Source organism: Marihabitans asiaticum, assembly GCF_007828725.1.
GTDB lineage: Bacteria > Actinomycetota > Actinomycetes > Actinomycetales > Dermatophilaceae > Marihabitans > Marihabitans asiaticum.
In genome coordinates this window covers 820,051-840,606 of the sequence record NZ_VIUW01000001.1, presented here as the reverse complement: position 1 = coordinate 840,606, position 20,556 = coordinate 820,051, and the positions used below count along the sequence as shown (strand labels likewise).

Genomic DNA, 20,556 nt, shown 5'->3' with positions numbered 1-20,556 from the left:
GAACCTAGGGACATGCGGATCTGAGGCGGGACGGCAGTGACGGCCGGCCATCCCTCGGCGACCTGCGAGAGAGCCCTAGCAGACAGCGGTGGCGGCCGGGCCCTCCCGGCCCGGCCGCCACCTCTCCCACCCGGGTCTACAGCAGGACACCCCCGATGAGGAAGCCGATCGCCACGGAGAAGCTGATGGCGAGCACGCCGGGCAGCAGGAAGGGGTGGTTGAAGACGAACCGCCCGATCCGGGTGCTGCCGGTGTCATCCATCTCCACCGCCGCGAGCAGCGTCGGGTAGGTGGGCAGGACGAACAGCGCCGAGACCGCCGGGAAGGCCGCGACCGCTGCGACCGGCGCCACCCCGAGGGCGAGCGCGGTCGGCATGAGCGCCTTGGTCGTCGCGGCCTGCGAGTAGAGCAGCGCCGCGGCGAAGAAGAGCACGACGGCCAGCAGCCACGGCTGGTCGCGCAGCAACCCACCAGCGAAGTCTTCGATCTCGGCCTGGTGCGCCGCGACGAAGGTCGTGCCGAGCCAGGCTACGCCGAGCACGCAGATGCTCGCGCTCATCCCCGACTTGAAGGTCGACGCTGAGAGGATGTCGCTGGGGTGGACCGCGCAGGCCAGGACGATCGCGGCCGCGATGCCGAGCATGAAGGCGATGATCGCCTGGTCCCGGCTCATCACCGGCTCGCTGATCAGGCCCACCTTGTCGCTGATCGCGGTGGCGTAGGCCATCACCGCCACCAGCCCGAGGAGGAAGATCAGCACGGAGCGCTTCGCCGCCGGCTTGATCTCACGAGCAGCGCCACGCTGGGCGATGACACCGCGCTCGAGCCGCTCCCGGTAGACCGGGTCATGCTCGAGGGCGCTGTGGGGGTTGGCCCGGTCGATCGCCAGCATCACCAGCGCCGTGAGCATGCACGCGACGAAGGTCGACGGGACCGCCACGGCGAGCAGCTCGAGGTAGCCGACGCCCTTCGGCTCGAGGACGGAGGAGAAGAAGACGACCGCCGCCGAGATCGGGCTGGCGGTGATCGCGATCTGCGATGCCACCACGGCCACCGACAGCGGCCGGCTGGGGCGGATGTTGTTCTCCTTGGCCACCTCGGTGATGACCGGCATGGTGGAGAAGGCGGTGTGCCCGGTCCCGGCCATGAAGGTCATGAGGTAGGTGATGAGTGGTGCGAGGAAGGTCAGGTGCTTGGGGTTGCGCCGCAGCACCCGCTCTGCCAGACCGACGAGGTAATCCATCCCGCCGGCCACCTGCATGGCGGCGATGGCGCAGATGACCGCCATGATGATCGAGATGACATCCAGCGGCATGTCGCCGGGGGTGACGCCGAGCAGGGCAAGGACGAGCACACCGAGCCCGCCGGCGAAGCCGATGGCGATGCTGCCGAGCCGGGCCCCGATGAAGATCGCGGCAAGGACGACGAGGAGCTGTACCCAGATCATCGCGCCGCCTTCGGGTCGTCGACGTCGTCGAGCGTGAGGGGCTTCATGAGGTTGTCCAAGGAGAGGATCGAGTCGAGCTCGGCCTCGCTCATCAGGCCTCTCTCGAGGACGATCTCGCGCACCCCACGCCCGCTCCGGGCGGCCTCGCGACCGATCTCGTCGCCGGCCTCGTGACCGATGACGTCGTTGAGATAGGTGACCACACCGATCGAGTTCGTGACGTAGCCGAGGCAGACATCACGGTTCGCGGTGATCCCATCCACGCAGGTCTGCGCGAGCACCGTGCAGGCATTCGTGAGCAGGGTGATGGACTCGAAGAGTGCCTGACCGATGACCGGCTCCATGACGTTGAGCTGGAGCTGACCGCCCTCGGCGGCCATCCCGATGCAGGTGTCGTTGCCGATGACCTTGAAGCACACCTGGTTGACCACCTCGGGGATCACCGGGTTGACCTTCGCCGGCATGATCGAGGACCCGGCCTGCCGCTCGGGGAGGTTGATCTCGTTCAGCCCGGCGCGCGGACCGGAGGAGAGCAGCCGCAGGTCGTTGCAGATCTTCGACAGCTTCACCGCCAGCCGCTTCAGGGCGGCGTGCGCCATGACGTAGGCGCCGGTATCGCTCGTGGCCTCGATGAGGTTCGGCGCCGGCACGCACGGACGGCCCGCCACCTGCGCGAGCAGCGAGACCGCGAGCGCGGAGTACCCGGGTGGAGTGTTCAGGCCGGTGCCAATGGCAGTCGCCCCGAGGTTGAGCTCGAGCAGGAGGTCCCTGGCGGAGTCGAGGTGACGCTGTTCCTCGGCAAGAGTGACGCCGAAGGCGGTGAACTCCTGCCCGAGCGTCATCGGCACCGCGTCCTGCAGCTGGGTCCTCCCCATCTTCAGCACGTCGGAGAACTCCTGCCCCTTCGCGGCGAACGAGCGCTCCAGGTGAGTGAGCGCCTGCGCGAGCTCACCGATCATCGAGTCCAGCGCTAGCCGGAAGCCGCACGGGTAGGCGTCATTCGTCGACTGGCTGCGGTTGACGTGGTCGTTCGGGTTGACAACGTCGTACCGGCCGCGCTCGTAGCCGAGCCGCTCGAGAGCGAGGTTGGCCAGCACCTCGTTGGTGTTCATGTTGACCGAGGTCCCGGCACCGCCCTGGAAGACGTCGACCGGGAACTGGTCGAGGCACCGACCGTCGTCGAGCACCTCGTCGCACGCCCCGACGATCGCGTCCGCGATCTCCTGCGGGAGGGCGCCGAGCTGGGCGTTCGCCAGCGCCGCCGCCTTCTTGACCCGCACCATGCCGAGGACCATCTGCGGCACGTCGCTGATGGTGGTCCCGCTGATCGGGAAGTTCTGCACCGCTCGCACCGTGTGCACGCCGTAGTAGGCGTCGTGCGGCACCTCCAACGGCCCCAGCAGGTCATGCTCCGTGCGAGTTCTTGCCATCCGAACCACCTTCAGCGAGTAGGTCCGTCGACGATCGGTCGACTACTACAAACGGTAGCAATGACGTCGCGATACCCATACCCCCGGTGGCATGACGAAGGGGTGGCCGGCCGGCCACCCCCTCGCCTGTGCCAGCTCCCGCTGACCGTGAGCCTCAGCCCTTCAGCCCACCGGCCAGCAGGCCGCGGACGAAGTACCGCTGCAGGCCGAGGAAGACCGCCACCGGCACGATCATCGAGATGAAGGCGCCCGCGGAGAGCACGTGCCAGGCCGACCCGCGCGACCCCGAGAGCTCGGCGATCCGCACCGTGATCGGCGCGACGTCCGGCGTGCCGCCGAGGAAGACCAGGGAGACGAGCAGGTCGTTCCACACCCAGAGGAACTGGAAGATCCCGAAGGACGCCAGCGCCGGGCCGATGAGCGGCATGAGCAGCTGGAAGAAGATGCGCACGTGCCCCGCACCGTCGACCCGGGCCGCCTCCATGAGCGAGGCCGGGATCTCCTTCATGAAGTTGTGGATGAGGAAGACCGCCAGCGGCAGCGCGAAGATCGTGTGCGAGATCCACACGGTCCAGTACGTGCCCTCGACGCCGGCGTCGGTGTAGAGCCGCAGGAGCGGCACGAGCGCGACCTGGAGCGGGACGATCTGCAGCGCGAAGACCGCGACGAAGAGCCAGTTGCGGCCAGGGAAGTCGATCCACGCGAAGGCGTACGCGGCCAGCGAGGCGAGCAGCAACGGCAACAGCACCGCCGGGAGGACGATGACGATGCTGTTGACGAAGTAGTCGACCATGCTCGCCGAGTCGCCCGGCCTCAGCGCCGCCTGGTAGTTCTCCAGCGTGTAGCTGCCCGGGTTCGTGAAGGAGGTCCACCAGCCGGTGTTGTTGATGTCGCGCTGCTCCCGGAAGGAGGTGACGAGCAGACCGATGGTCGGCAGGGTCCACAGCGCGGCGATGACGATCGCGACGAGCGAGGCGCCCGGGCTGGAGAGGAAGTTCTTGGCCTGCGAGGCCGAGCCCGAGGCCGTCCGGCGCTTCTTACCCGGCGTCTTGCCGGTGCCCGTGGCCGACGTCTTGTCGCCGACCCGGGTCTCCTCGCGGACCTCCTCGTGGATGTCCTCGCCGTCGACGGGGTTGGGGATGGTACCCATCAGGCGTCCTTCCGCATCTGGATGACGTTGTACGTCACGATCGGGATGACCAGCAGGAAGAGCAGCACCGCGAAGGCGGCCGCCAGGCCTGGTCGGTTGTACCGGAAGAAGGCGTCGTAGAACTCGTTGGCGATGATCGAGGTCTCGTACTGACCGCCGGTCATCGTGCGCACGATGTCGAAGACCTTCAGGGTGCCGATACCGATCGTCGTGAGGACGACGACGACGGCCGGCCGGATCGCCGGCATCGTCACGTACCGGAAGCGCTGCACCGGGTTGACCCCGTCGAGCTGGCTGGCCTCGATGATGTCGTCCGGGATCGCCTTGATCGCCGCCGAGAGGATCGTCATCGCGAACCCGGCCTGGATCCAGACCATGACGATGATGAGGTAGAAGGTGTTCATCGGCACGTCGAGCAAGAACTGCTTGGGCTCGATCCCCACGGTCTTCAGCACCGCGTTGAGAACGCCGATCTGGTCCCGGAAGCTCGGCTTGTACTCGTAGACGAACTTCCAGATGATCGACGCGCCGACCATCGAGATCGCCATCGGGAGGAAGACCAGCGCCTTGGCGACCTTCTCCCACGGGGTGCGGTCGACGACGAGCGCGTAGAGCAACCCGATCCCGGTCGCGAGCACCGGCACGAGGATCACCCACAGCGCGGTGTTCCTCAGGACGATGAGGTTCTGCTCCTGGGTGAAGATGTCCACGTAGTTCGCCAGACCGAAGCCGCCGCCCGCGTCCTCCTTGAAGGAGTCGCGGATGGTCAGCAGGGCCGGGTAGATCAGGCCGACGAGGATGAAGAGCAAGGTCGGCAGCACGAAGCTGGCCGCCTGGATGCGCTCACCGGTCCGACCGCTGAAGCGGGCGGCGAGCAGCAGGATGCCGATGAAGACGACCGCGAAGATCGCGATCGCGAAGAGCATGAGGCCGAGCTTCTCTGGGGTGCTCATGGCGATTTCCTCCCTCTGATGTCGGGGCGGGCCGGGGATCTCCCCGACCCGCCCCTACGCCGTCAGATGCGGGTCGTCAGTTCGACGGCCAGCTCTTCTCGATGGCGTCCAGGACCGCCTTGTCGTCCTTGTCGGTGGCGATCCAGTTCGTCATCTCCTTCCAGAACGACCCGGCGCCCACGACGCCCGGCATCATGTCCGAGCCGTCGAAGCGGAAGACGGCGTTCTCGTCCTGAAGGGTCTCTGCGGCGAGCTGGTCGACCGGGGACTTGAGGTTCTCAACGTCCAGGCCGGTGTTGGCGCTGACCCAGCCGCCCTCGGTGACCTTGGCCTTCTCGTTGGCCCAGACGTCAGAGGAGAGGTAGGTCTGGAAGGCCTGGACCTCGGGACGGTCGTCGAAGGCGGCGACGAACTCGCCACCACCGAGGACCGGCTTGTCACCCTCAGCCTCCTGAGCCGGCAGGTAGAACGCCCAGACGTCGCCGTCCTCGCCGACCTCGGCGCCTGCCTCGACCCAGTTGGCCGCGTAGAACGACGCCTGGCGGTGCATGTAGCACATGCCGTCCATGATCGGCAGGCCGGCCTGCTGGAACTCGGTGGTCGCGATCGTCCTCACGTCACCAAGGCCACCGTTGACCATGGCCGGGTCCTTGAGGATCTTGCCGACCTCGCCGAGGGCGTCGACGACCTGCTGGTCGTTGAACTTGATCTCGTGCTCGACCCACTGGTCGTAGGCGTCCGGCCCCGCGGTGCGGAGCATGACGTCCTCCATCCAGTCGGTGGCCGGCCACCCGGTCGCGTCACCGGAGCCGATGCCGGCACACCAGGGCTTGACGCCCTCCTCGCCGGAGGTGTCCTCAGCGATCTTCTTGGAGAGGTCCATCATCTCCGACCAGGTCTGGGGAACCTCGTACCCCTTCTCCTCGAAGGCCGCCGGGCTGTACCAGACGAAGGACTTCACGTTCGCGCCCAGCGGAGCGGCGTAGAAGGTGTCGTCGACGCTGCCGTAGGTCTTCCAGTCCTCGCCGAAGAACTCGTCGACGTTGGCCTCGACCTGCTCCGGCGCCCCCTTGACCTTGCCGGTCTCGACCATGGTCTTGAGCAGACCCGGCTGCGGGATGATCGCGAGGTCGGGAGCGGTTCCGCCCTTGACCCGGACCTGCAGCTGGGCCTCGAACTCCTTGGACCCCTCGTAGGTCACCTTGACCCCGGTGCAGTCCTCGAACGGCTTGTACGACTCCTTGTGCGGGGTGTCCTCGGGGGCGACGATCGAGGTGTAGATCGAAACCTCCTTGCCATCGAGGTCACCGAACTCCTCGTACACCGAGCAGTCGATGTCGCCGCCGGCCGAGTCGCCGCTGCCACCGTCACCGTCGCTGGAGGAACCACCGCAGGCGCTGAGCCCGACCAGGGCGACGGCAGCCATGCCGATCGTCGCCTTCGAGCGGCGGAAGGGAGTGGACGTCATCATTGATCACCTTGCTCCGATCACGAGCGTCGCCGACGGTCGACGACGCCAGGCCTGGGTCGACAGGGGCGACGGCCCAGGAAGGGTGAGGAGGCAGGACCCCCGGTACCCGTACTGCGCTAAGTGAACAACGCGCACGTGATCTGCGCCACGACCTGCCCAACGATGAGGCGTAACGATCCGGTAACCACCCCCGCCTCGTCCGATTTACCAGGCAAGACGACCGCGGCCTGCCCTGACTGGTCGGTCAGGGCGACCGGTGACGTCTCACCTGATGAGCAGCCAGGACCTCGCGGAACCACAGCGCGGAGTCCTTGACGATCCGCTCCTGGGTCTCGAAGTCGACAGCCACGATGCCGAAGCGGCGCTGGTAGCCGAAGGCCCACTCGAAGTTGTCCAGCAGCGACCACGCGAAGTAGGCCCGCACGTCGACGCCGGCGTCGATCGCGTCGGCCACCGCGCCCAGGTGGCCGGAGAGGTAGCTCGTCCGGTCACGGTCGGGCACGTGGCGGGAGCGGCCCTCGTCACCCTCACCCTCGACCACCTCGTCGGCGTATGCCGCACCGTTCTCGGTGATCACCAGCGGCAGCCCGGGGTTCTCCTCCCCCAGCCGCCGGAGCATCCCGGTCAGCGCCGACGGCTCGACCAACCACCCCATCTCGGTCCGCTCGCCCTCGGGCTCGACGAAGTCGACGCCGGACACGCCCACCCAGGGTGAGGCCACCCCTTCGCCGTGCCCGCCGCTGCTGCTCGGCGCCTCCCCGGGGGCGATCCCGCGCACGATCGTCGGTGTGTAGTAGTTGATCCCGAGCGACTCGATCGGCACCTGGGCCGCCTGGGTATCGCCGTCGCGGACGAAGGACCAGTCGGTGATCTCGGCGGTGTCCTCGAGCAGGTCCTCGTCGTAGAACCCGCGCAGCATCGGGCCGGTCCAGATCCGGTTGCCCACGGCGTCGACCCGGCGGGCGGCCTCGACGTCTTCGGCGCGCTCCGGGTCGTGGGCGCGCACCGCGTGATGGTTGAGCGTGACCGCCACCCGCGCCGCCTCGCCGAGCTCCCCGCGGATCGCGTCGGCGCCGAGCCCGTGGGCCAGGTTGAGATGGTGCGCCGCGGCGAGCGCGGCTGCCGGCTCGGTCCGACCCGGGGCGTGGACCCCCGCGGCGTACCCGAGGAAGGCCACCACCCACGGCTCGTTGAGGGTCAGCCAGCTTCCGACGAGATCGCCGAGCTCACGCGCCGCGATCCCCGCGTACTCGGCGAAGCGGTAGGCGGTCTCGCGTGCGGGCCACCCGCCGGCGTCCTCGAGCTCCTGCGGCAGGTCCCAGTGATACAGCGTCACCACCGGCTCGATGTCACGCTCACGCAGCCCGGTGAGCAACCGCCGGTAGAAGTCCACCCCGGCCCGGTTGACCGGGCCCGACCCGCCCGGCTGGATCCGCGGCCAGGCGATCGAGAGCCGGTAGCTGTCCACGCCCAGCTCGGCCATGAGATCGAGGTCGGACTCCCACCGGTGGTAGTGGTCGCAGGCGGTGTCGCCGGTGTCGGCGTTCCAGACCCGGCCCGGGGTGTGGCTGAAGGTGTCCCAGATCGAGGGGCCCCTACCCCCTTCGCTCACTCCCCCTTCGACCTGGTAGGCGGCCGTGGCCACCCCGAGACGGAAGTCGCTCGGGAGCCGGGCGGCCAGGACGGCGGGGTCGGTGACGGGGTAGCGCTCCATGGGTGACCATCCTGCCCGCCCTAGGCTGACGGGTACACCCTCCCGACGCCCCCTCGTGGGACCGGCAGCAAGGACCGACCGATGCCAGATCCGACCATCCCGCACCACCGCCCCGGCATCCGCCCGAGCACCCCGGCGCAGGCCTGGGCCGAGCTCGCAGCGGGCAATGCCCGCTTCATGGCCGACGAGCGCCACCACCCGCACCAGGACATCCACGACCGGCAGAAGCTGACGAGCAAGCAGCGGCCGTTCGCGATCTTCTTCGGCTGCGCCGACTCCCGGGTGGCCGCCGAGATCATCTTCGACCAGGGGCTGGGCGACCTCTTCGTCGTGCGCACCGCCGGGCACGTCATGGACCCGAGCGTCCTCGGCTCGCTGGAGTTCGGCGTGGGGGTGCTGGGGTGCCCTCTCATCGTCGTCCTCGGGCACGACTCCTGCGGGGCGGTCAAGGCCGCCATCGACGCGAGCGACACCGGGAGCATGCCGCCGGGCTTCCTCCGCGACATCGTCGAGCGGATCACCCCGAGCGTGATCAGCGCGCGCCGCGCCGGCCGCGACGACGTCAAGGAGATCGAGCGGGAGCACGTGCGGGCCACCTGCCAGCTGATGCGCGAGCGGTCGACAAGCATCGCGGAGGCGGTCCAGGGTGGGCGGCTGGCGATCGTCGGCGCCGAGTACGACCTCGCCGAGGGCGAGGCGCGGGTCGTCGACGTGGTCGGCTCGATCGAACACTGACCGTTCGGCCTGTCGGGACCGGACGGCTCGGGCGAAGGGGGGATCAGCCCGGTTCGAGCGAAGGGGGAGCTACAGGCTCAGCCGCTCCCGGACGACCTCGGCGAGCGCGTCGGCGACGGACTGCGCCTGCTCCTGGGTCGGCGCCTCGACCATGACCCGGACGAGGGGCTCGGTACCGGACTTGCGCAGCAGGATCCGGCCGGTCTCGCCGAGCGAGCGCTGGTGCTCGGCGACAGCCGCGCGGACCTCATCGTCGTCATCGACCTTGTCCTTGGCGACGCCGGCGACGTTGACGAGCACCTGCGGCAGGCGGGTCATCACGCCGGCCAGGTCGGTCAGCGAGCGCCCGGTCCGTGCGACCTCCGCGGCGAGCATCAGGCCGGTGAGGAGGCCGTCACCGGTCGTACCGTGATCGAGGAGGATGACGTGCCCGGACTGCTCGCCACCGAGGGAGTACGAGCCACGACGCATCTCCTCCAGGACATACCGGTCGCCGACAGCCGTCTGCTTGACCGCGACACCGGACTCCTTCATCGCGTTGAGCAGACCGAGGTTGCTCATGACCGTGGCGACCAGGGTGTCCTGGGCCAGGGCGCCGCGCTCCTTCATGGCCAGGGCGAGGACAGCCATGATCTGGTCGCCATCGACGAGGGCACCGTGGGCGTCGACCGCGAGGCATCGGTCGGCGTCTCCATCATGGGCGATGCCGAGGTCGGCGCCGTGCTCGAGCACCGCCGCCTGCAGCTGCTCGATGTGGGTCGAGCCGTAGCCCTCGTTGATGTTCAGCCCGTCCGGGCTGGCCCCGATGACGTGGACCGTGGCACCGGCGAGGCGAAACGCCTCGGGAGAGATCTCGCTCGCCGCGCCGTGCGCCGCGTCGATGACGACCGTGAGGCCGTCGAGCGTCCCGGGGATCGCGCCGAGGAGGTGGCGCACGTACCGCGCTCCCCCGTCGGCCATCACCGAGATCCGGCCGACGTCGGCGCCCGTCGGACGTGACGGGGCCTCCTTCATCCGCTTCTCGATCTGGTCCTCGACGGCGTCGGGCAGCTTGTGTCCCCCGCGGGCGAAGAACTTGATGCCGTTGTCCGGCATCGCGTTGTGCGAGGCCGACAGCATGACGCCGAAGTCGGCGTCGGCATCGGCGGTGAGGAAGGCGATGGCCGGGGTCGGCAGCACGCCCGCGTCGAGCACGTCGACCCCCTCCGAGGCCAGTCCGGCGAGGACCGCGGCGGAGAGGAACTCCCCCGAGGCCCGAGGGTCGCGACCGACCACCGCACGCGGACGCCGACCGTGCTCCAGGTCACGCCGCCGCAGGACGTGCGCCGCCGCCTGGGAGAGGCCGAGCGCGAAGTCGGCGGTGATGACCTCGCCGTTGGCGAGACCGCGCACCCCATCGGTGCCGAAGATCCGGGACATGAGCCAGGTGAGCCTTCCGTGCAGGTGACCTCGGTGGAGGCGGCCCGACCGCGATCAGGTGCGATCACAGGCCAGGCCCAGCGACTGCTGCACGATACCCGCGACCTAGGCTGAGCACTCAAGATGACGCACATCGGTGTCCCTGCGACGACAAGGCGCTCGCCATGATCGACTTCACCCCCTCCACCGGGCCGAGCCTCGGCGTGGAGTGGGAGCTGGCCCTCGTCGACCACGAGAGCCTGGACCTCGTCCCCAGGGCCGGTGACGTCGTCGACGCCCTCAGCGAGGCCGACCTGCCGCGCTCGATCTGCTTCCACCGCGAGCTGCTGAGCAACACCGTCGAGATCGTCACCGACGTGTGCTCCACCGTGGCCGAGGCGACGGCCGACCTCGAGGCGGGCATCGCCGCCCTGCGCGAGGTGACCGACCCCCTCGGGATCGACCTCATGTGCGCGGGCACCCACCCCTTCGCCCGCCCCCAGGACCAGGAGGTCAGCCGCGGCGAGCGCTACGCAACCCTCATCGACCGCACCCGCTGGTGGGGCCGGCGGATGCTCATCTACGGGGTGCACACCCACGTCGGGGTGACCTCGGTCGACCGGGTGCTCCCGCTGCTGAACGGCATGCTCCCCTACGCCCCGCACCTGCAGGCGCTCTCGGCGTCCTCGCCCTTCTGGGCCGGCGAGGAGACCGGCTTCGCGAGCAACCGGTCGCAGATGTTCCAGCAGCTGCCGACCGCCGGGTTGCCCTTCCAGTTCGACACCTGGGCCGAGTACGAGCGCTACGTCGACGACCTGCTCACCACCGGGGTGATCGACGACCTCAAGGAGATCCGCTGGGACCTGCGCCCGGCCGGGCACCTCGGCACGCTCGAGGTCCGGGTGTGCGACGGCCTGCCGACCGTGCGCGAGGTCGCGGCGATCACCGCGCTGACCCAGTGCCTCATCGTCTGGCTCGACAACCGCCTCACCGACGGCGGCACGGTGCGCACGCTGCCGCCGTGGCACGTCCAGGAGAACAAGTGGCGTGCCGCGCGCTACGGCATGGACGCGATCGTCATCTGCGACGACAAGAACCGCGAGCGTCTCGTGACCGACGACCTCGTCGACATCCTCGACCGGCTCGAGCCCCTGGCTCGGCGGCTCGGGTGCGCCGAGGAGCTCGCCGACGTCGAGACGATCATCCGATCCGGGGCGAGCTATCAGCGCCAGCTGGCCGTCGCGGAGCGGGCCGACGGCGACCTGCAGGCGGTGGCGAGGTCGTTGATCGAGGAGCTGCGCGCCGGCTCACCGCTGCCCGGCGGTCCGTGAGCGGTGCCGTCCCGGTGAACGGGTGGCCTCAGGGCAGCTCGCGGCGGTTGCGCGCCTCGGCGGCGCGATCGGCCAGCGCGTCCTCGCTCGGGTAGTCGACCTGCTCCAGGCTCAGCCCGTGTGCCGGCATGACCTTGACCCGGGGGTCGCGTCGGCCGGCTCGGAGCACCTCGGCCGGCCATCCCGGACCTTCCCGTCCCTGGCCCACGGGGACGACGGCGCCGACGAGGGCACGGACCATGGAGTGGCAGAAGGCGTCGGCGACGACGCTCGCCTCGAGCAGTCCCTCCTCGTCGCGGCGCCAGGAGTAGCGCAGCAGCGTGCGGACGGTGGTGGCTCCCTCTCGGCGCTTGCAGAACGCGGCGAAGTCGTGCAGCCCGACCAGTGCGCCGGCCGCCTCGTCCATGCGGTCGGCGTCGAGGGGGTGGCGCAGCTGGACGACGGCGCGACGGCGAAGGGGGTCCCGGCTCGCCTCGTCGTCGCAGATGAGGTAGCGGTACCGGCGCTGTGTCGCGGAGAAGCGCGCGTCGAAGCCTGGGGGCGCCTCGGCGACACGGTGCACCGCGATGTCCGGCGGCACGACGCCGCGCAGGCGACTGGCGAGCACCTCGGCGGGGGCGCGCCCGGCACGGTCGGTCAGCTGCTCCCACGTCGCGCGCGGTAGGTCGAGGTGGCAGACCTGGGCGCGGGCGTGCACGCCCGCGTCGGTCCGTCCGGCAACGACGAGGCGGACGTCGTGGCGCAGCACGGTCTGCAGTGCGGAGGACAGCTCGCCCTCGACCGTGCGCCGCCCCGGCTGTGCTGCCCAGCCGGAGAAGTCGGTGCCGTCGTAGGCGAGGTCGACCCGGAGCCGGACCTCATCGCACCGGCTCTGCTCGGACATGGGCCGGAGCCTACCGGCGCCTCCGTCGGGCGCTGCTGCCACGGGACGACGAAGGGCGGTCCACCCGGTGGGTGGACCGCCCTTCGCCCAGGACGCGGTGAAACCCGCGCCAGCTTCGGATCAGCGCTTGAGGAGCCAAGCGGTGAGACCCGCGCCAGCGGGGATCAGCGCTTGAGGAGCCAAGCGGTGAGACCCGCGCCAGCTTCGGATCAGCGCTTGAGGAGCCAAGCGGTGAGACCCGCGCCAGCGGGGATCAGCGCTTGGAGTACTGCGGAGCCTTGCGCGCCTTCTTCAGACCCGCCTTCTTGCGCTCGATGGCGCGAGCGTCACGGGTGAGGTAGCCGGCCTTCTTCAGCGCCGGGCGGTTCAGCTCGGGGTCGACGCCGTTGAGGCTGCGGGCCACGCCGAGGCGCACGGCGCCGGCCTGGCCGGAGGGGCCACCGCCGTGGACGCGGACGAGCACGTCGTAGGCGCCGTCGAGCTCGAGCACGGTGAGCGGCTCGTTGACGATCTGCTGGTGGACCTTGTTCGGGAAGTACTCCTCGAGCGTGCGCCCGTTGATCTTCCACTCGCCGGTGCCGGGGACGATGCGCACCCGGGCGACGGCCTGCTTGCGCCGGCCGGTGCCGGCACCCGGTGCCGACGCGGACGGGCGAGCGGCGGGCTCGGCGCCCTCGGCGACCGGGCCAGTGGACTCGGAGGTGTAGGACGTCATCTCGACGTCGTCGGACAGCTCGATGTTCTCGGTGGTGTCAGCCACGGTGTCAGTCCTTCTTCCGCGCGCTTACTGCGCGACCTGGGAGATCGTGTAGGGGGTCGGCTGCTGCGCCGAGTGGGGGTGCTCCGAGCCGGAGTAGACCTTGAGCTTGCTCATCTGCGCACGGCCGAGCGAGGTCCTGGGGAGCATGCCGCGGATCGCCTTCTCGACGGCCTTCTCCGGGCTCTTCTCGAGCAGCTCGGTGTAGCTGACCGACTTCAGACCGCCCGGGAAGCCCGAGTGACGGTGGGCGAACTTGCGCTCGGCCTTGGTGGAGGTCAGCGCGACCTTGTCGGCGTTGACGATGATGACGAAGTCGCCGGTGTCGATGTGCGGGGCGAAGGTCGTCTTGTGCTTGCCGCGCAGGAGGATCGCGGCCTGGCTGGCCAGACGGCCGAGCACGACGTCGGTCGCGTCGATGACGTGCCAGGCGCGGGTGACCTCTCCCGCCTTGGTGGAGTGAGTACGCACAGGTGCTGCCTTTGTGTCGAACGGATCAGGTACCCGTCTAGTTTACGAAGGGGGGTCAGCCTCCTCGAAATCCGCGGAACGGGCCTACGGCCCTACTCCCGAGCGGGTTGCAGCGGGTCGGCACGATAGCGCTGGGGCTTGGCAAGGGGACATTGCACAACTATTGTGCAATCCATGGAGCATCCGACCGCGGAGGCCGACCAGTCCTGGCGGCTGCTCGCTCACCCCCTTCGCTCCCGGATCGTCGCGCACCTGCGGCTGCACGGCGGCGCGACCTCCGCGGAGCTGGCCCGCGAGCTCTCGAGCAACACCGGCGCCACGAGCTACCACCTGCGCGTCCTCGAGCGCTCGGGCCTGGTCGAGGACACCGGTCTCGGCAACGCGAAGACCCGGGTCTGGGCCCTCCCCGACGAGGACGAGGTGGGCGACGACCTCGTCGTGCGCACGACCCCCGCGCCGGACGACCCCGAGACGGCCGCGGACGACCTGTGGCTCGCCCACGACCACGTCGAGCACCTCGCGGCCCGGGCCCACGCCTGGATCGACGCCTCCCACGAGTGGCCGCTGGTGTGGCAGGAGGAGGCCGGCCTGCACGACTTCGCCGTGCTCGTCGACGAGGAGCAGCTCGACGCGATGCGCGCCGAGCTCGGCGAGGTCATGGCCCGCTACCGCCGGATCGGGGCCGGCACCCCCGGGGCCCGCCGAGTCGCCGTCACGGTGGCGATCCACCCGATCGACCGGGCCCCCACCAGCCCCCAGCGGTAGCCCTCGGCGAGACCGCACGGCGAAGGGGTGGCCCTCCCTCTCGGGAGGACCACCCCTTCGTCGATGGCGTGACTCGCGTCAGCTCGCGTCGACCTACTGCGCGGACTCGCCGCCAGCGGGCTCGAATCCGGCCGCCTGGGCGTCCTCCGCGGAAGCAAACCAGAACTCGGCCTCGGTGGCGTCGTACCACTGCGAGCCGGGCACGTGGTACTTGCCCGAGTCGGCGTTGCCCTTGACGTCGTAGCCCTCGGGGGCCGAGCCGTCCTCGGTCGCGGCGACCGCGCCCTGGGGCAGCTCCACGGCGGTCTCGGCGGGCGCCTCGGTCGACGCGGTGGCCTCGGACTGCTCGGTGGCCTCCGGCTCCGCGGGGGCCTCGGCGGCGGGGGCCGCAGCGGCGGTGGACGCCTCGGCCTCCTTGACGACGGCGCGCTTGGGCTTGGCGTCGACCGGCTCGCGGACGAGCTCGATGACGCACATCGGCGCGTTGTCGCCCTTGCGCGGCGCGATCTTGGTGATCCGGGTGTAGCCGCCCTGACGGTCGGCCACGTCCGGGGCGATCTCGGTGAAGAGGCGGTGCACGACGCCCTTGTCCTTCACGACGGCCATGACCTTGCGGCGCGACTGCAGGTCGCCGCGCTTGGCGAAGGTGATCAGCCGCTCGGCCAGCGGACGGAGCCGCTTGGCCTTGGCCTGGGTCGTCGTGATCTGGTCGTGCTCGAAGAGGCTCTGGGCGAGGTTGCCCAGCATGAGCCGCTCGTGCGCCGGGCCGCCTCCCAGACGGGGTCCCTTGGTGGGGGTAGGCATGTCATTCTCCTAATTCGCTGACCTCACCGGTGGAGGTCGTCAGTGGGTCAGAACTGCTCGTCCTCGGCGAAGGACTGGTCGTCCTCGTCCTCGTCGTCGTAGCGGTCGGCGATCTGGCTGGGGTCGAACCCGGGAGGGCTGTCCTTGAGCGCCATCCCCATGGCGTGCAGCTTGTCCTTGACCTCGTCGATCGACTTCGCGCCGAAGTTGCGGATGTCGAGCAGGTCGGCCTCGCTGCGCCCCACGAGCTCACCCACGGAGTGGATGCCCTCGCGCTTGAGGCAGTTGTAGGAGCGCACCGTGAGGTCGAGGTCCTCGATCGGCAGGGCCATGTCGGCGGCCATCGCCGCGTCGGTCGGCGAGGGACCCATGTCGATGCCCTCGGCCTCGACGTTGAGCTCGCGGGCCAGACCGAAGAGCTCGACGAGGGTCTTGCCGGCAGAGGCCATCGCGTCGGCCGGGGTCATCGAGTTCTTGGTCTCGACGTCGACGACGAGCTTGTCGAAGTCGGTGCGCTGCTCGACTCGGGTGGCCTCGACCTTGTAGGTGACGGCCAGCACCGGGGAGTAGATCGAGTCGACCGGGATGCGCCCGATCTCCTGCTCGAAGGACTTGTTCAGCTGGGCCGAGACGTAGCCCCGGCCGCGCTCGACGACGAGCTCCATCTCGAGGGTGCCCTTGTCGTTGAGCGTCGCGATGTGCAGGTCGGGGTTGTGCACCTCGACACCGGCCGGCGGGTTGATGTCGGCGGCGGTGACCGCGCCGGCGCCGGACTTGCGCAGGTACATCACGACCGGCTCGTCGTTCTCGCTGGAGACGACGAGACCCTTGAGGTTGAGGATGATCTCGGTGACGTCCTCCTTGACCCCCGGGACGGTGGAGAACTCGTGGAGCACGCCGTCGATCCGGATGGAGGTGAGGGAGGCACCCGGGATGGAGCTGAGCAGGGTGCGGCGAAGGGAGTTGCCGAGGGTGTAGCCGAAGCCGGGCTCGAGGGGCTCGATGACGAACCGCGAGCGGTTGTCGGCGACGACCTCCTCGCTGAGGACTGGGCGCTGTGCGATGAGCACGGTGTTTTCCTTCCCACGGGCGACCGCTATATGACGCCACGTGATGCGGACGGCCCGCAGGGCCGTCCAGGGCCGTCGCGCCTCTGTCCGCGACGACGGCCGGGGGTCGCTCCCCCTTCGCCTCAGGGACGAAGGGGGAGCAGCGACCCCTGGAGTCCAGGGATCAGTTCTTCGAGTAGAGCTCGACGATCAGCTGCTCGGTGAGCGGGATGTCGATCTGCTCACGGGTCGGCAGCTGGTGCACGAGGATCTTCAGGCTGCCCGGGACGACGTGCAGCCACGCCGGGACCGGACGCTCGCCGAAGGTCTCACGGGCCAGCTGGAAGGGGAAGGACTCCACCGACTGCTTGCGGACCGTGATGATGTCGTACTGCTCGACCCGCTGGCTGGGGACGTCGGTGCGACGGCCGTTGACCTCGAAGTGGCCGTGGGTCACGAGCTGGCGCGCGTGCCGACGGGTCCGGGCCAGGCCGGCGCGGTAGACGACGTTGTCCAGGCGGGACTCGAGGATGGTCAGCAGGTTCGAACCGGTCTTGCCGGGGCGGTTGGCCGCCTCCTTGTAGTACCGGACGAACTGCTTCTCCATGACGCCGTAGGTGAAGCGAGCCTTCTGCTTCTCCTGCAGCTGGGTGAGGTACTCCTTCTCCTGGATCCGGCGCCGGCCGTGCTGGCCGGGCGGGAAGGGACGGAGCTCGAAGTTCTTGTCACCGCCGACGAGGTCGGTCTTGAGGCGACGGGACTTCTTGGTGATGGGGCCGGTGTAACGAGCCATGGTCTATATCTCCTTGGTTCCCGTGCTCAGACGCGGCGGCGCTTGGGCGGACGGACCCCGTTGTGCGGGCTGGGCGTGACGTCGCTGATCGCGCCGACCTCGAGGCCGGCGGCGGTCAGGGAGCGGATCGCGGTCTCACGACCGGAACCGGGGCCCTTGACGAAGACGTCGACCTTGCGCATGCCGTGCTCCATGGCACGGCGAGCGGCGGCCTCGGCGGCCATCTGCGCGGCGTAGGGCGTCGACTTGCGCGAGCCCTTGAAGCCGACCTGGCCGGCGGAGGCCCAGGAGATGACGGCGCCGGTGGGGTCGGTGATGGAGATGATCGTGTTGTTGAACGTGCTCTTGATATGGGCCTGGCCCACGGAGACGTTCTTCTTGACCTTGCGGCGAACCTTGGCGCCGGAGCGGGTCTTGGGAGGCATTACTTACCAACCTTCTTCTTGCCGGCAACGGTGCGCTTCGGGCCCTTGCGGGTCCGAGCGTTGGTCTTGGTGCGCTGCCCGCGCACGGGCAGGCCACGACGGTGACGGAGGCCCTCGTAGGTGCCGATCTCGACCTTGCGGCGGATGTCCGCGGCGACCTCACGGCGGAGGTCACCCTCGAGCTGGCAGTTCGCCTCGAGCCAGTCCCGGAGCGCGACGAGCTGGTCGTCGACCAGGTCCTTCACGCGGGTGCTCGGGTCGATGCCGGTGGCGGCGAGAGCCTTCTGCGCGGTCGTGCGACCGACGCCGAAGATGTAGGTCAGTGCGACCTCGACGCGCTTCTCGCGCGGGAGGTCCACTCCAACAAGACGTGCCATCTTGTGGTGTTCCTTGTCTGTGCTTCCGGAGGTCTGGTACAGCACCGGTCCGCGGGTGGTCCCCCGCCAGGTCGCGGGGCCCTCGGTCCCCGGCCTCCGGGCCGGGGGTGACGTCCGGAGCGAGACGCTTCGGGGTCGGGTGCTGCGTCGTATGGTGTTGTGCTGGTCTCAGACCTGGCGATGCGTGCGGGACCCGTGCGGGCCCGGTGCGGCGATCAGCCCTGGCGCTGCTTGTGGCGCAGGTTGTCGCAGATCACCATGACCCGGCCGTTGCGGCGGATCACCTTGCACTTGTCGCAGATCTTCTTGACGCTCGGCTGAACCTTCACTGCCAACTCGTCCTTGATCGCTCTCCTCCCGGTGGCGCCGATTGACGCACCGGGTCGTGCAGCCTGGCGGGCGAGGAGCCCGTCAGCGGTAGCGGAAGACGATACGGCCGCGGGTCAGGTCGTACGGGCTCAGCTCGACGACAACCTTGTCCTCGGGGAGGATCCGGATGTAGTGCTGACGCATCTTGCCCGAGATGTGGGCAAGGACCACGTGACCGTTCGTCAGCTCCACCCGGAACATCGCGTTCGGGAGTGCTTCGACGATCGTGCCCTCGACCTCGATGACACCGTCCTTCTTGGCCATATCCTCTCAATCCGTGTGATGGGCACCCTCAGGATGAGGACGCCCGGGAGTGCCTCCGCGATGCGATACCCACCTGCGGGCAGGGGGACGGCACACGGAAGCGACGCTCCAGTCTAGGCGACGCCCTCCCCCACGGCGAAATCGTGTCGGCAGAGCACAGGTCGGTCACGATCTGGCGATATCCCGCCAGATCGTTGCGTCCGCTGCCCTGCCCGGCGACGGTGGGACGCACGCCGGAACCCGCACCGGGGACCACGTCGCCACGAGGAAAGGACCACCCTTCGCCATGGACGCCCTCGCCAGACGGCTGGGACTGCGCACCCAGCCGACGATCTTCTTCGTCTCCGCCGGCCTCATGGTCGCCATCCTCGCGCTGCTGCTCCTCTTCCCCACCCAGCTGAACTCGATGTTCGGCACGGGGCGGACCTGGATCGTCACCAACCTCGGGTGGTACTTCATCTTCGGGGTCACCGCGTGGCTGCTCATGCTGCTCTTCGTCGCCTTCGGGCCGTACGGCGAGGTGACGCTCGGGCGGCGCGACGAGCCGCCGCAGTACAGCTTCCCGTCGTGGTTCGCGATGCTCTTCGCCGGAGGTATCGGCACGATCCTCATGTTCTGGGGCGTCGCCGAGCCGATGTCGCACTTCGCCACCCCGCCGCGCGCCGGCGTCGAACCGTACTCGGCCGAGGCGGCCACTGACGCGATGAACTTCGCGCTCTACCACCTCAGCCTGCACACCTGGGCGATCTTCTGCCTGCCCGGCCTCGCCTTCGCCTACTTCATCCACCGCTACGAGCTGCCGGTGCGGGTCAGCTCGGTGTTCTACCCCCTGCTCAAGGAACGGATCTATGGGCCGATCGGGCGCGGCATCGACATCCTCGCGATCCTCGGCACCCTCTTCGGCGTCGCCGTCTCGGTGGGCCTGGGCACCTCCCAGATCGGTGCCGGGCTGAACGCGCTCTTCGGGTGGGAGAACGGCACGACGCTGAAGGTCCTCATCATCGTCGTCCTCACCGCGGTCGCGGTGAGCTCGATCGTCGCCGGCCTGGACAGCGGGATCAAGCTGCTCTCGAACATCAACATCGGGATGGCGATCGCGCTGATGATCTTCGTCTTCCTCACCGGCGGGATGTCCCTCTTCCTCCTCCGTGAGATCTTCGAGACCCTCGGCAACTACATCACCGCCCTGCCCGAGCTGGCCCTGTGGAACGACGCGCTCGCGAACGTCCAGAAGGAGGATGGCTGGGGCTGGCAGGGCGGCTGGACCGTCTTCTACTGGGCGTGGACGGTGAGCTGGGCGCCCTTCATGGGCATCTTCCTCGCCCGGATCTCCAAGGGTCGCACGGTGCGCGAGTTCGTCCTCGGAGTGCTCTTCGCGCCGAGCCTGTTCACCCTCGTGTGGTTCGTCGTCTTCGGCTGGTCGGCGATGCAGATCGACGGCATCGGCGGGTCCGGTGGCGAGCTGTCCACCGCGGTCGCCGAGTCGGTGCCGCTGGCGATGTTCGAGTTCTTCGAGAACTACCCCGCGACCCAGCTGATCCAGGGGCTGGCCGTGCTCATCGTCGCGATCTTCTTCGCCACCAGCTCGGACTCGGCCTCGCTCGTGGTCGACATGCTGTGCACCGGCGACGGCGAGGCCGGCCCGCTGCGCCAGCGGGTCTTCTGGGGCGTCAGCGAGGGTGCCCTCGCCGCGCTGCTCATCGTGCTCGCCGGCGACAAGGGTCTCGAGGCGCTGCAGCAGGTGATCACCGTCGTCGGGTTGCCGATGTTCACCTTGATGTTCATCGCGGGCATCGCCTTCGTCGTCGCCCTGCGCAAGGAGGACCTCCACTTCGCCACCGAGATCAAGGGCATCCCGGCCGACGCGATCGCTGCCGGCAAGGAAGCCAGCGCTCGCGGAGAGATCGGCTACGACCCCGAGGCGGACCACTCCGAGGAGGCGGTCGACACCGCGCGGGACTGACCGCGGC

At 69.2% G+C, this 20,556-nt stretch carries 21 protein-coding genes; 4 read left to right on the top strand and 17 right to left on the bottom strand.

Annotated features, from left to right (window positions below; genetic code table 11):
• Positions 1-136: 136 nt before the first annotated feature.
• From FB557_RS04060 to FB557_RS04035, 6 genes are all read right to left on the bottom strand, one after another.
• On the bottom strand, positions 137-1,447 hold the full coding sequence (locus tag FB557_RS04060; RefSeq protein ID WP_144855751.1) for an anaerobic C4-dicarboxylate transporter: 1,311 nt from the start codon (positions 1,445-1,447) through the stop codon (positions 137-139).
• The gene (gene aspA / locus FB557_RS04055) at positions 1,444-2,877 is read right to left on the bottom strand and encodes an aspartate ammonia-lyase (RefSeq protein WP_144855750.1); all 1,434 of its coding nucleotides are present in this window, start codon (positions 2,875-2,877) and stop codon (positions 1,444-1,446) included. The genes FB557_RS04060 and aspA overlap by 4 nt, the downstream gene beginning before the upstream one ends.
• Before the next feature lie 154 nt (positions 2,878-3,031).
• Positions 3,032-4,027 carry a carbohydrate ABC transporter permease gene (locus tag FB557_RS04050; protein WP_144855748.1) on the bottom strand — a complete coding sequence of 332 codons (996 nt, stop codon included), beginning with the start codon at positions 4,025-4,027 and terminating at the stop codon, positions 3,032-3,034.
• Positions 4,027-4,980 carry a carbohydrate ABC transporter permease gene (locus FB557_RS04045; RefSeq protein ID WP_144855746.1) on the bottom strand — a complete coding sequence of 318 codons (954 nt, stop codon included), beginning with the start codon at positions 4,978-4,980 and terminating at the stop codon, positions 4,027-4,029. The genes FB557_RS04050 and FB557_RS04045 overlap by 1 nt, the downstream gene beginning before the upstream one ends.
• 76 nt (positions 4,981-5,056) lie before the next feature.
• Complete coding sequence (locus FB557_RS04040) at positions 5,057-6,448, bottom strand: ABC transporter substrate-binding protein (protein ID WP_144855744.1); 1,392 nt, start codon at positions 6,446-6,448, stop codon at positions 5,057-5,059.
• A gap of 247 nt (positions 6,449-6,695) precedes the next feature.
• Positions 6,696-8,165, bottom strand: coding sequence for a GH1 family beta-glucosidase (locus FB557_RS04035; protein ID WP_144855742.1), 1,470 nt, complete (start codon positions 8,163-8,165; stop codon positions 6,696-6,698).
• An 81-nt stretch (positions 8,166-8,246) separates the two neighbouring features.
• Between FB557_RS04035 and FB557_RS04030 the strand changes: the two genes are divergently transcribed.
• Positions 8,247-8,900, top strand: a complete 654-nt coding sequence (locus tag FB557_RS04030) for a carbonic anhydrase (protein WP_211356471.1) — start codon at positions 8,247-8,249, stop codon at positions 8,898-8,900.
• A 69-nt stretch (positions 8,901-8,969) separates the two neighbouring features.
• Here the strand turns inward: FB557_RS04030 and glmM are convergent, their stop codons facing one another.
• Positions 8,970-10,319: a phosphoglucosamine mutase gene (gene glmM, locus FB557_RS04025; RefSeq protein WP_144855740.1), complete on the bottom strand. Its 1,350-nt coding sequence runs from the start codon at positions 10,317-10,319 to the stop codon at positions 8,970-8,972.
• A gap of 164 nt (positions 10,320-10,483) precedes the next feature.
• Here glmM and FB557_RS04020 point away from each other — a divergent pair, with 164 nt between their 5' ends.
• Complete coding sequence (locus FB557_RS04020) at positions 10,484-11,629, top strand: glutamate--cysteine ligase (RefSeq protein WP_144855738.1); 1,146 nt, start codon at positions 10,484-10,486, stop codon at positions 11,627-11,629.
• Between the two features lie 28 nt (positions 11,630-11,657).
• On the opposite strand, the gene truA is transcribed toward FB557_RS04020, so the two are convergent.
• From truA to rplM, 3 genes are all read right to left on the bottom strand, one after another.
• Positions 11,658-12,512, bottom strand: coding sequence for a tRNA pseudouridine(38-40) synthase TruA (gene truA / locus FB557_RS04015; RefSeq protein ID WP_144855736.1), 855 nt, complete (start codon positions 12,510-12,512; stop codon positions 11,658-11,660).
• A gap of 253 nt (positions 12,513-12,765) precedes the next feature.
• On the bottom strand, positions 12,766-13,227 hold the full coding sequence (rpsI, locus tag FB557_RS04010; protein WP_144856091.1) for a 30S ribosomal protein S9: 462 nt from the start codon (positions 13,225-13,227) through the stop codon (positions 12,766-12,768).
• Positions 13,228-13,296: 69 nt separating this feature from the next.
• The gene (gene rplM / locus FB557_RS04005; RefSeq protein WP_144855734.1) at positions 13,297-13,740 is read right to left on the bottom strand and encodes a 50S ribosomal protein L13; all 444 of its coding nucleotides are present in this window, start codon (positions 13,738-13,740) and stop codon (positions 13,297-13,299) included.
• Positions 13,741-13,914: 174 nt separating this feature from the next.
• Here rplM and FB557_RS04000 point away from each other — a divergent pair, with 174 nt between their 5' ends.
• Positions 13,915-14,505, top strand: coding sequence for a winged helix-turn-helix domain-containing protein (locus tag FB557_RS04000; RefSeq protein WP_144855732.1), 591 nt, complete (start codon positions 13,915-13,917; stop codon positions 14,503-14,505).
• A 93-nt stretch (positions 14,506-14,598) separates the two neighbouring features.
• Here FB557_RS04000 and rplQ read toward each other — a convergent pair whose 3' ends face one another.
• The 7 genes from rplQ to infA form a co-directional block, all read right to left on the bottom strand.
• On the bottom strand, positions 14,599-15,309 hold the full coding sequence (rplQ, locus tag FB557_RS03995; protein WP_144855730.1) for a 50S ribosomal protein L17, sunset domain variant: 711 nt from the start codon (positions 15,307-15,309) through the stop codon (positions 14,599-14,601).
• Between the two features lie 47 nt (positions 15,310-15,356).
• A complete protein-coding gene (locus FB557_RS03990; RefSeq protein WP_144855728.1) occupies positions 15,357-16,379 on the bottom strand; it encodes a DNA-directed RNA polymerase subunit alpha in 1,023 nt (340 codons plus the stop codon).
• A gap of 163 nt (positions 16,380-16,542) precedes the next feature.
• Positions 16,543-17,151: a 30S ribosomal protein S4 gene (gene rpsD / locus FB557_RS03985; protein ID WP_144855726.1), complete on the bottom strand. Its 609-nt coding sequence runs from the start codon at positions 17,149-17,151 to the stop codon at positions 16,543-16,545.
• Between the two features lie 26 nt (positions 17,152-17,177).
• On the bottom strand, positions 17,178-17,576 hold the full coding sequence (gene rpsK / locus FB557_RS03980) for a 30S ribosomal protein S11 (protein WP_144855724.1): 399 nt from the start codon (positions 17,574-17,576) through the stop codon (positions 17,178-17,180).
• Positions 17,576-17,953, bottom strand: a complete 378-nt coding sequence (gene rpsM, locus FB557_RS03975; RefSeq protein WP_144855722.1) for a 30S ribosomal protein S13 — start codon at positions 17,951-17,953, stop codon at positions 17,576-17,578. The genes rpsK and rpsM overlap by 1 nt, the downstream gene beginning before the upstream one ends.
• 215 nt (positions 17,954-18,168) lie before the next feature.
• Positions 18,169-18,282: a 50S ribosomal protein L36 gene (gene rpmJ, locus FB557_RS03970; protein WP_007928044.1), complete on the bottom strand. Its 114-nt coding sequence runs from the start codon at positions 18,280-18,282 to the stop codon at positions 18,169-18,171.
• Positions 18,283-18,364: 82 nt separating this feature from the next.
• A complete protein-coding gene (gene infA, locus FB557_RS03965) occupies positions 18,365-18,586 on the bottom strand; it encodes a translation initiation factor IF-1 (protein ID WP_068265898.1) in 222 nt (73 codons plus the stop codon).
• Positions 18,587-18,872: 286 nt separating this feature from the next.
• Here infA and FB557_RS03960 point away from each other — a divergent pair, with 286 nt between their 5' ends.
• Entirely contained in the window at positions 18,873-20,549 is a 1,677-nt protein-coding gene (locus FB557_RS03960) for a BCCT family transporter (RefSeq protein WP_144855720.1), read from the top strand.
• Positions 20,550-20,556: the final 7 nt, after the last annotated feature.

Excerpts from the sequence above, each read along its gene's own strand:
- FB557_RS04060 (WP_144855751.1), bottom strand. The coding sequence starts at position 1,447 with ATGATCTGGGTACAGCTCCTCGTCGTCCTTGCCGCGATCTTCATCGGG.
- aspA (WP_144855750.1), bottom strand. The coding sequence starts at position 2,877 with ATGGCAAGAACTCGCACGGAGCATGACCTGCTGGGGCCGTTGGAGGTG.
- FB557_RS04050 (WP_144855748.1), bottom strand. The coding sequence starts at position 4,027 with ATGGGTACCATCCCCAACCCCGTCGACGGCGAGGACATCCACGAGGAG.
- FB557_RS04045 (WP_144855746.1), bottom strand. The coding sequence starts at position 4,980 with ATGAGCACCCCAGAGAAGCTCGGCCTCATGCTCTTCGCGATCGCGATC.
- FB557_RS04040 (WP_144855744.1), bottom strand. The coding sequence starts at position 6,448 with ATGACGTCCACTCCCTTCCGCCGCTCGAAGGCGACGATCGGCATGGCT.
- FB557_RS04035 (WP_144855742.1), bottom strand. The coding sequence starts at position 8,165 with ATGGAGCGCTACCCCGTCACCGACCCCGCCGTCCTGGCCGCCCGGCTC.
- FB557_RS04030 (WP_211356471.1), top strand. The coding sequence starts at position 8,247 with ATGCCAGATCCGACCATCCCGCACCACCGCCCCGGCATCCGCCCGAGC.
- glmM (WP_144855740.1), bottom strand. The coding sequence starts at position 10,319 with ATGTCCCGGATCTTCGGCACCGATGGGGTGCGCGGTCTCGCCAACGGC.
- FB557_RS04020 (WP_144855738.1), top strand. The coding sequence starts at position 10,484 with ATGATCGACTTCACCCCCTCCACCGGGCCGAGCCTCGGCGTGGAGTGG.
- truA (WP_144855736.1), bottom strand. The coding sequence starts at position 12,512 with ATGTCCGAGCAGAGCCGGTGCGATGAGGTCCGGCTCCGGGTCGACCTC.
- rpsI (WP_144856091.1), bottom strand. The coding sequence starts at position 13,227 with ATGACGTCCTACACCTCCGAGTCCACTGGCCCGGTCGCCGAGGGCGCC.
- FB557_RS04000 (WP_144855732.1), top strand. The coding sequence starts at position 13,915 with ATGGAGCATCCGACCGCGGAGGCCGACCAGTCCTGGCGGCTGCTCGCT.
- rplQ (WP_144855730.1), bottom strand. The coding sequence starts at position 15,309 with ATGCCTACCCCCACCAAGGGACCCCGTCTGGGAGGCGGCCCGGCGCAC.
- rpsD (WP_144855726.1), bottom strand. The coding sequence starts at position 17,151 with ATGGCTCGTTACACCGGCCCCATCACCAAGAAGTCCCGTCGCCTCAAG.
- rpsK (WP_144855724.1), bottom strand. The coding sequence starts at position 17,576 with ATGCCTCCCAAGACCCGCTCCGGCGCCAAGGTTCGCCGCAAGGTCAAG.
- rpsM (WP_144855722.1), bottom strand. The coding sequence starts at position 17,953 with ATGGCACGTCTTGTTGGAGTGGACCTCCCGCGCGAGAAGCGCGTCGAG.
- infA (WP_068265898.1), bottom strand. The coding sequence starts at position 18,586 with ATGGCCAAGAAGGACGGTGTCATCGAGGTCGAGGGCACGATCGTCGAA.
- FB557_RS03960 (WP_144855720.1), top strand. The coding sequence starts at position 18,873 with ATGGACGCCCTCGCCAGACGGCTGGGACTGCGCACCCAGCCGACGATC.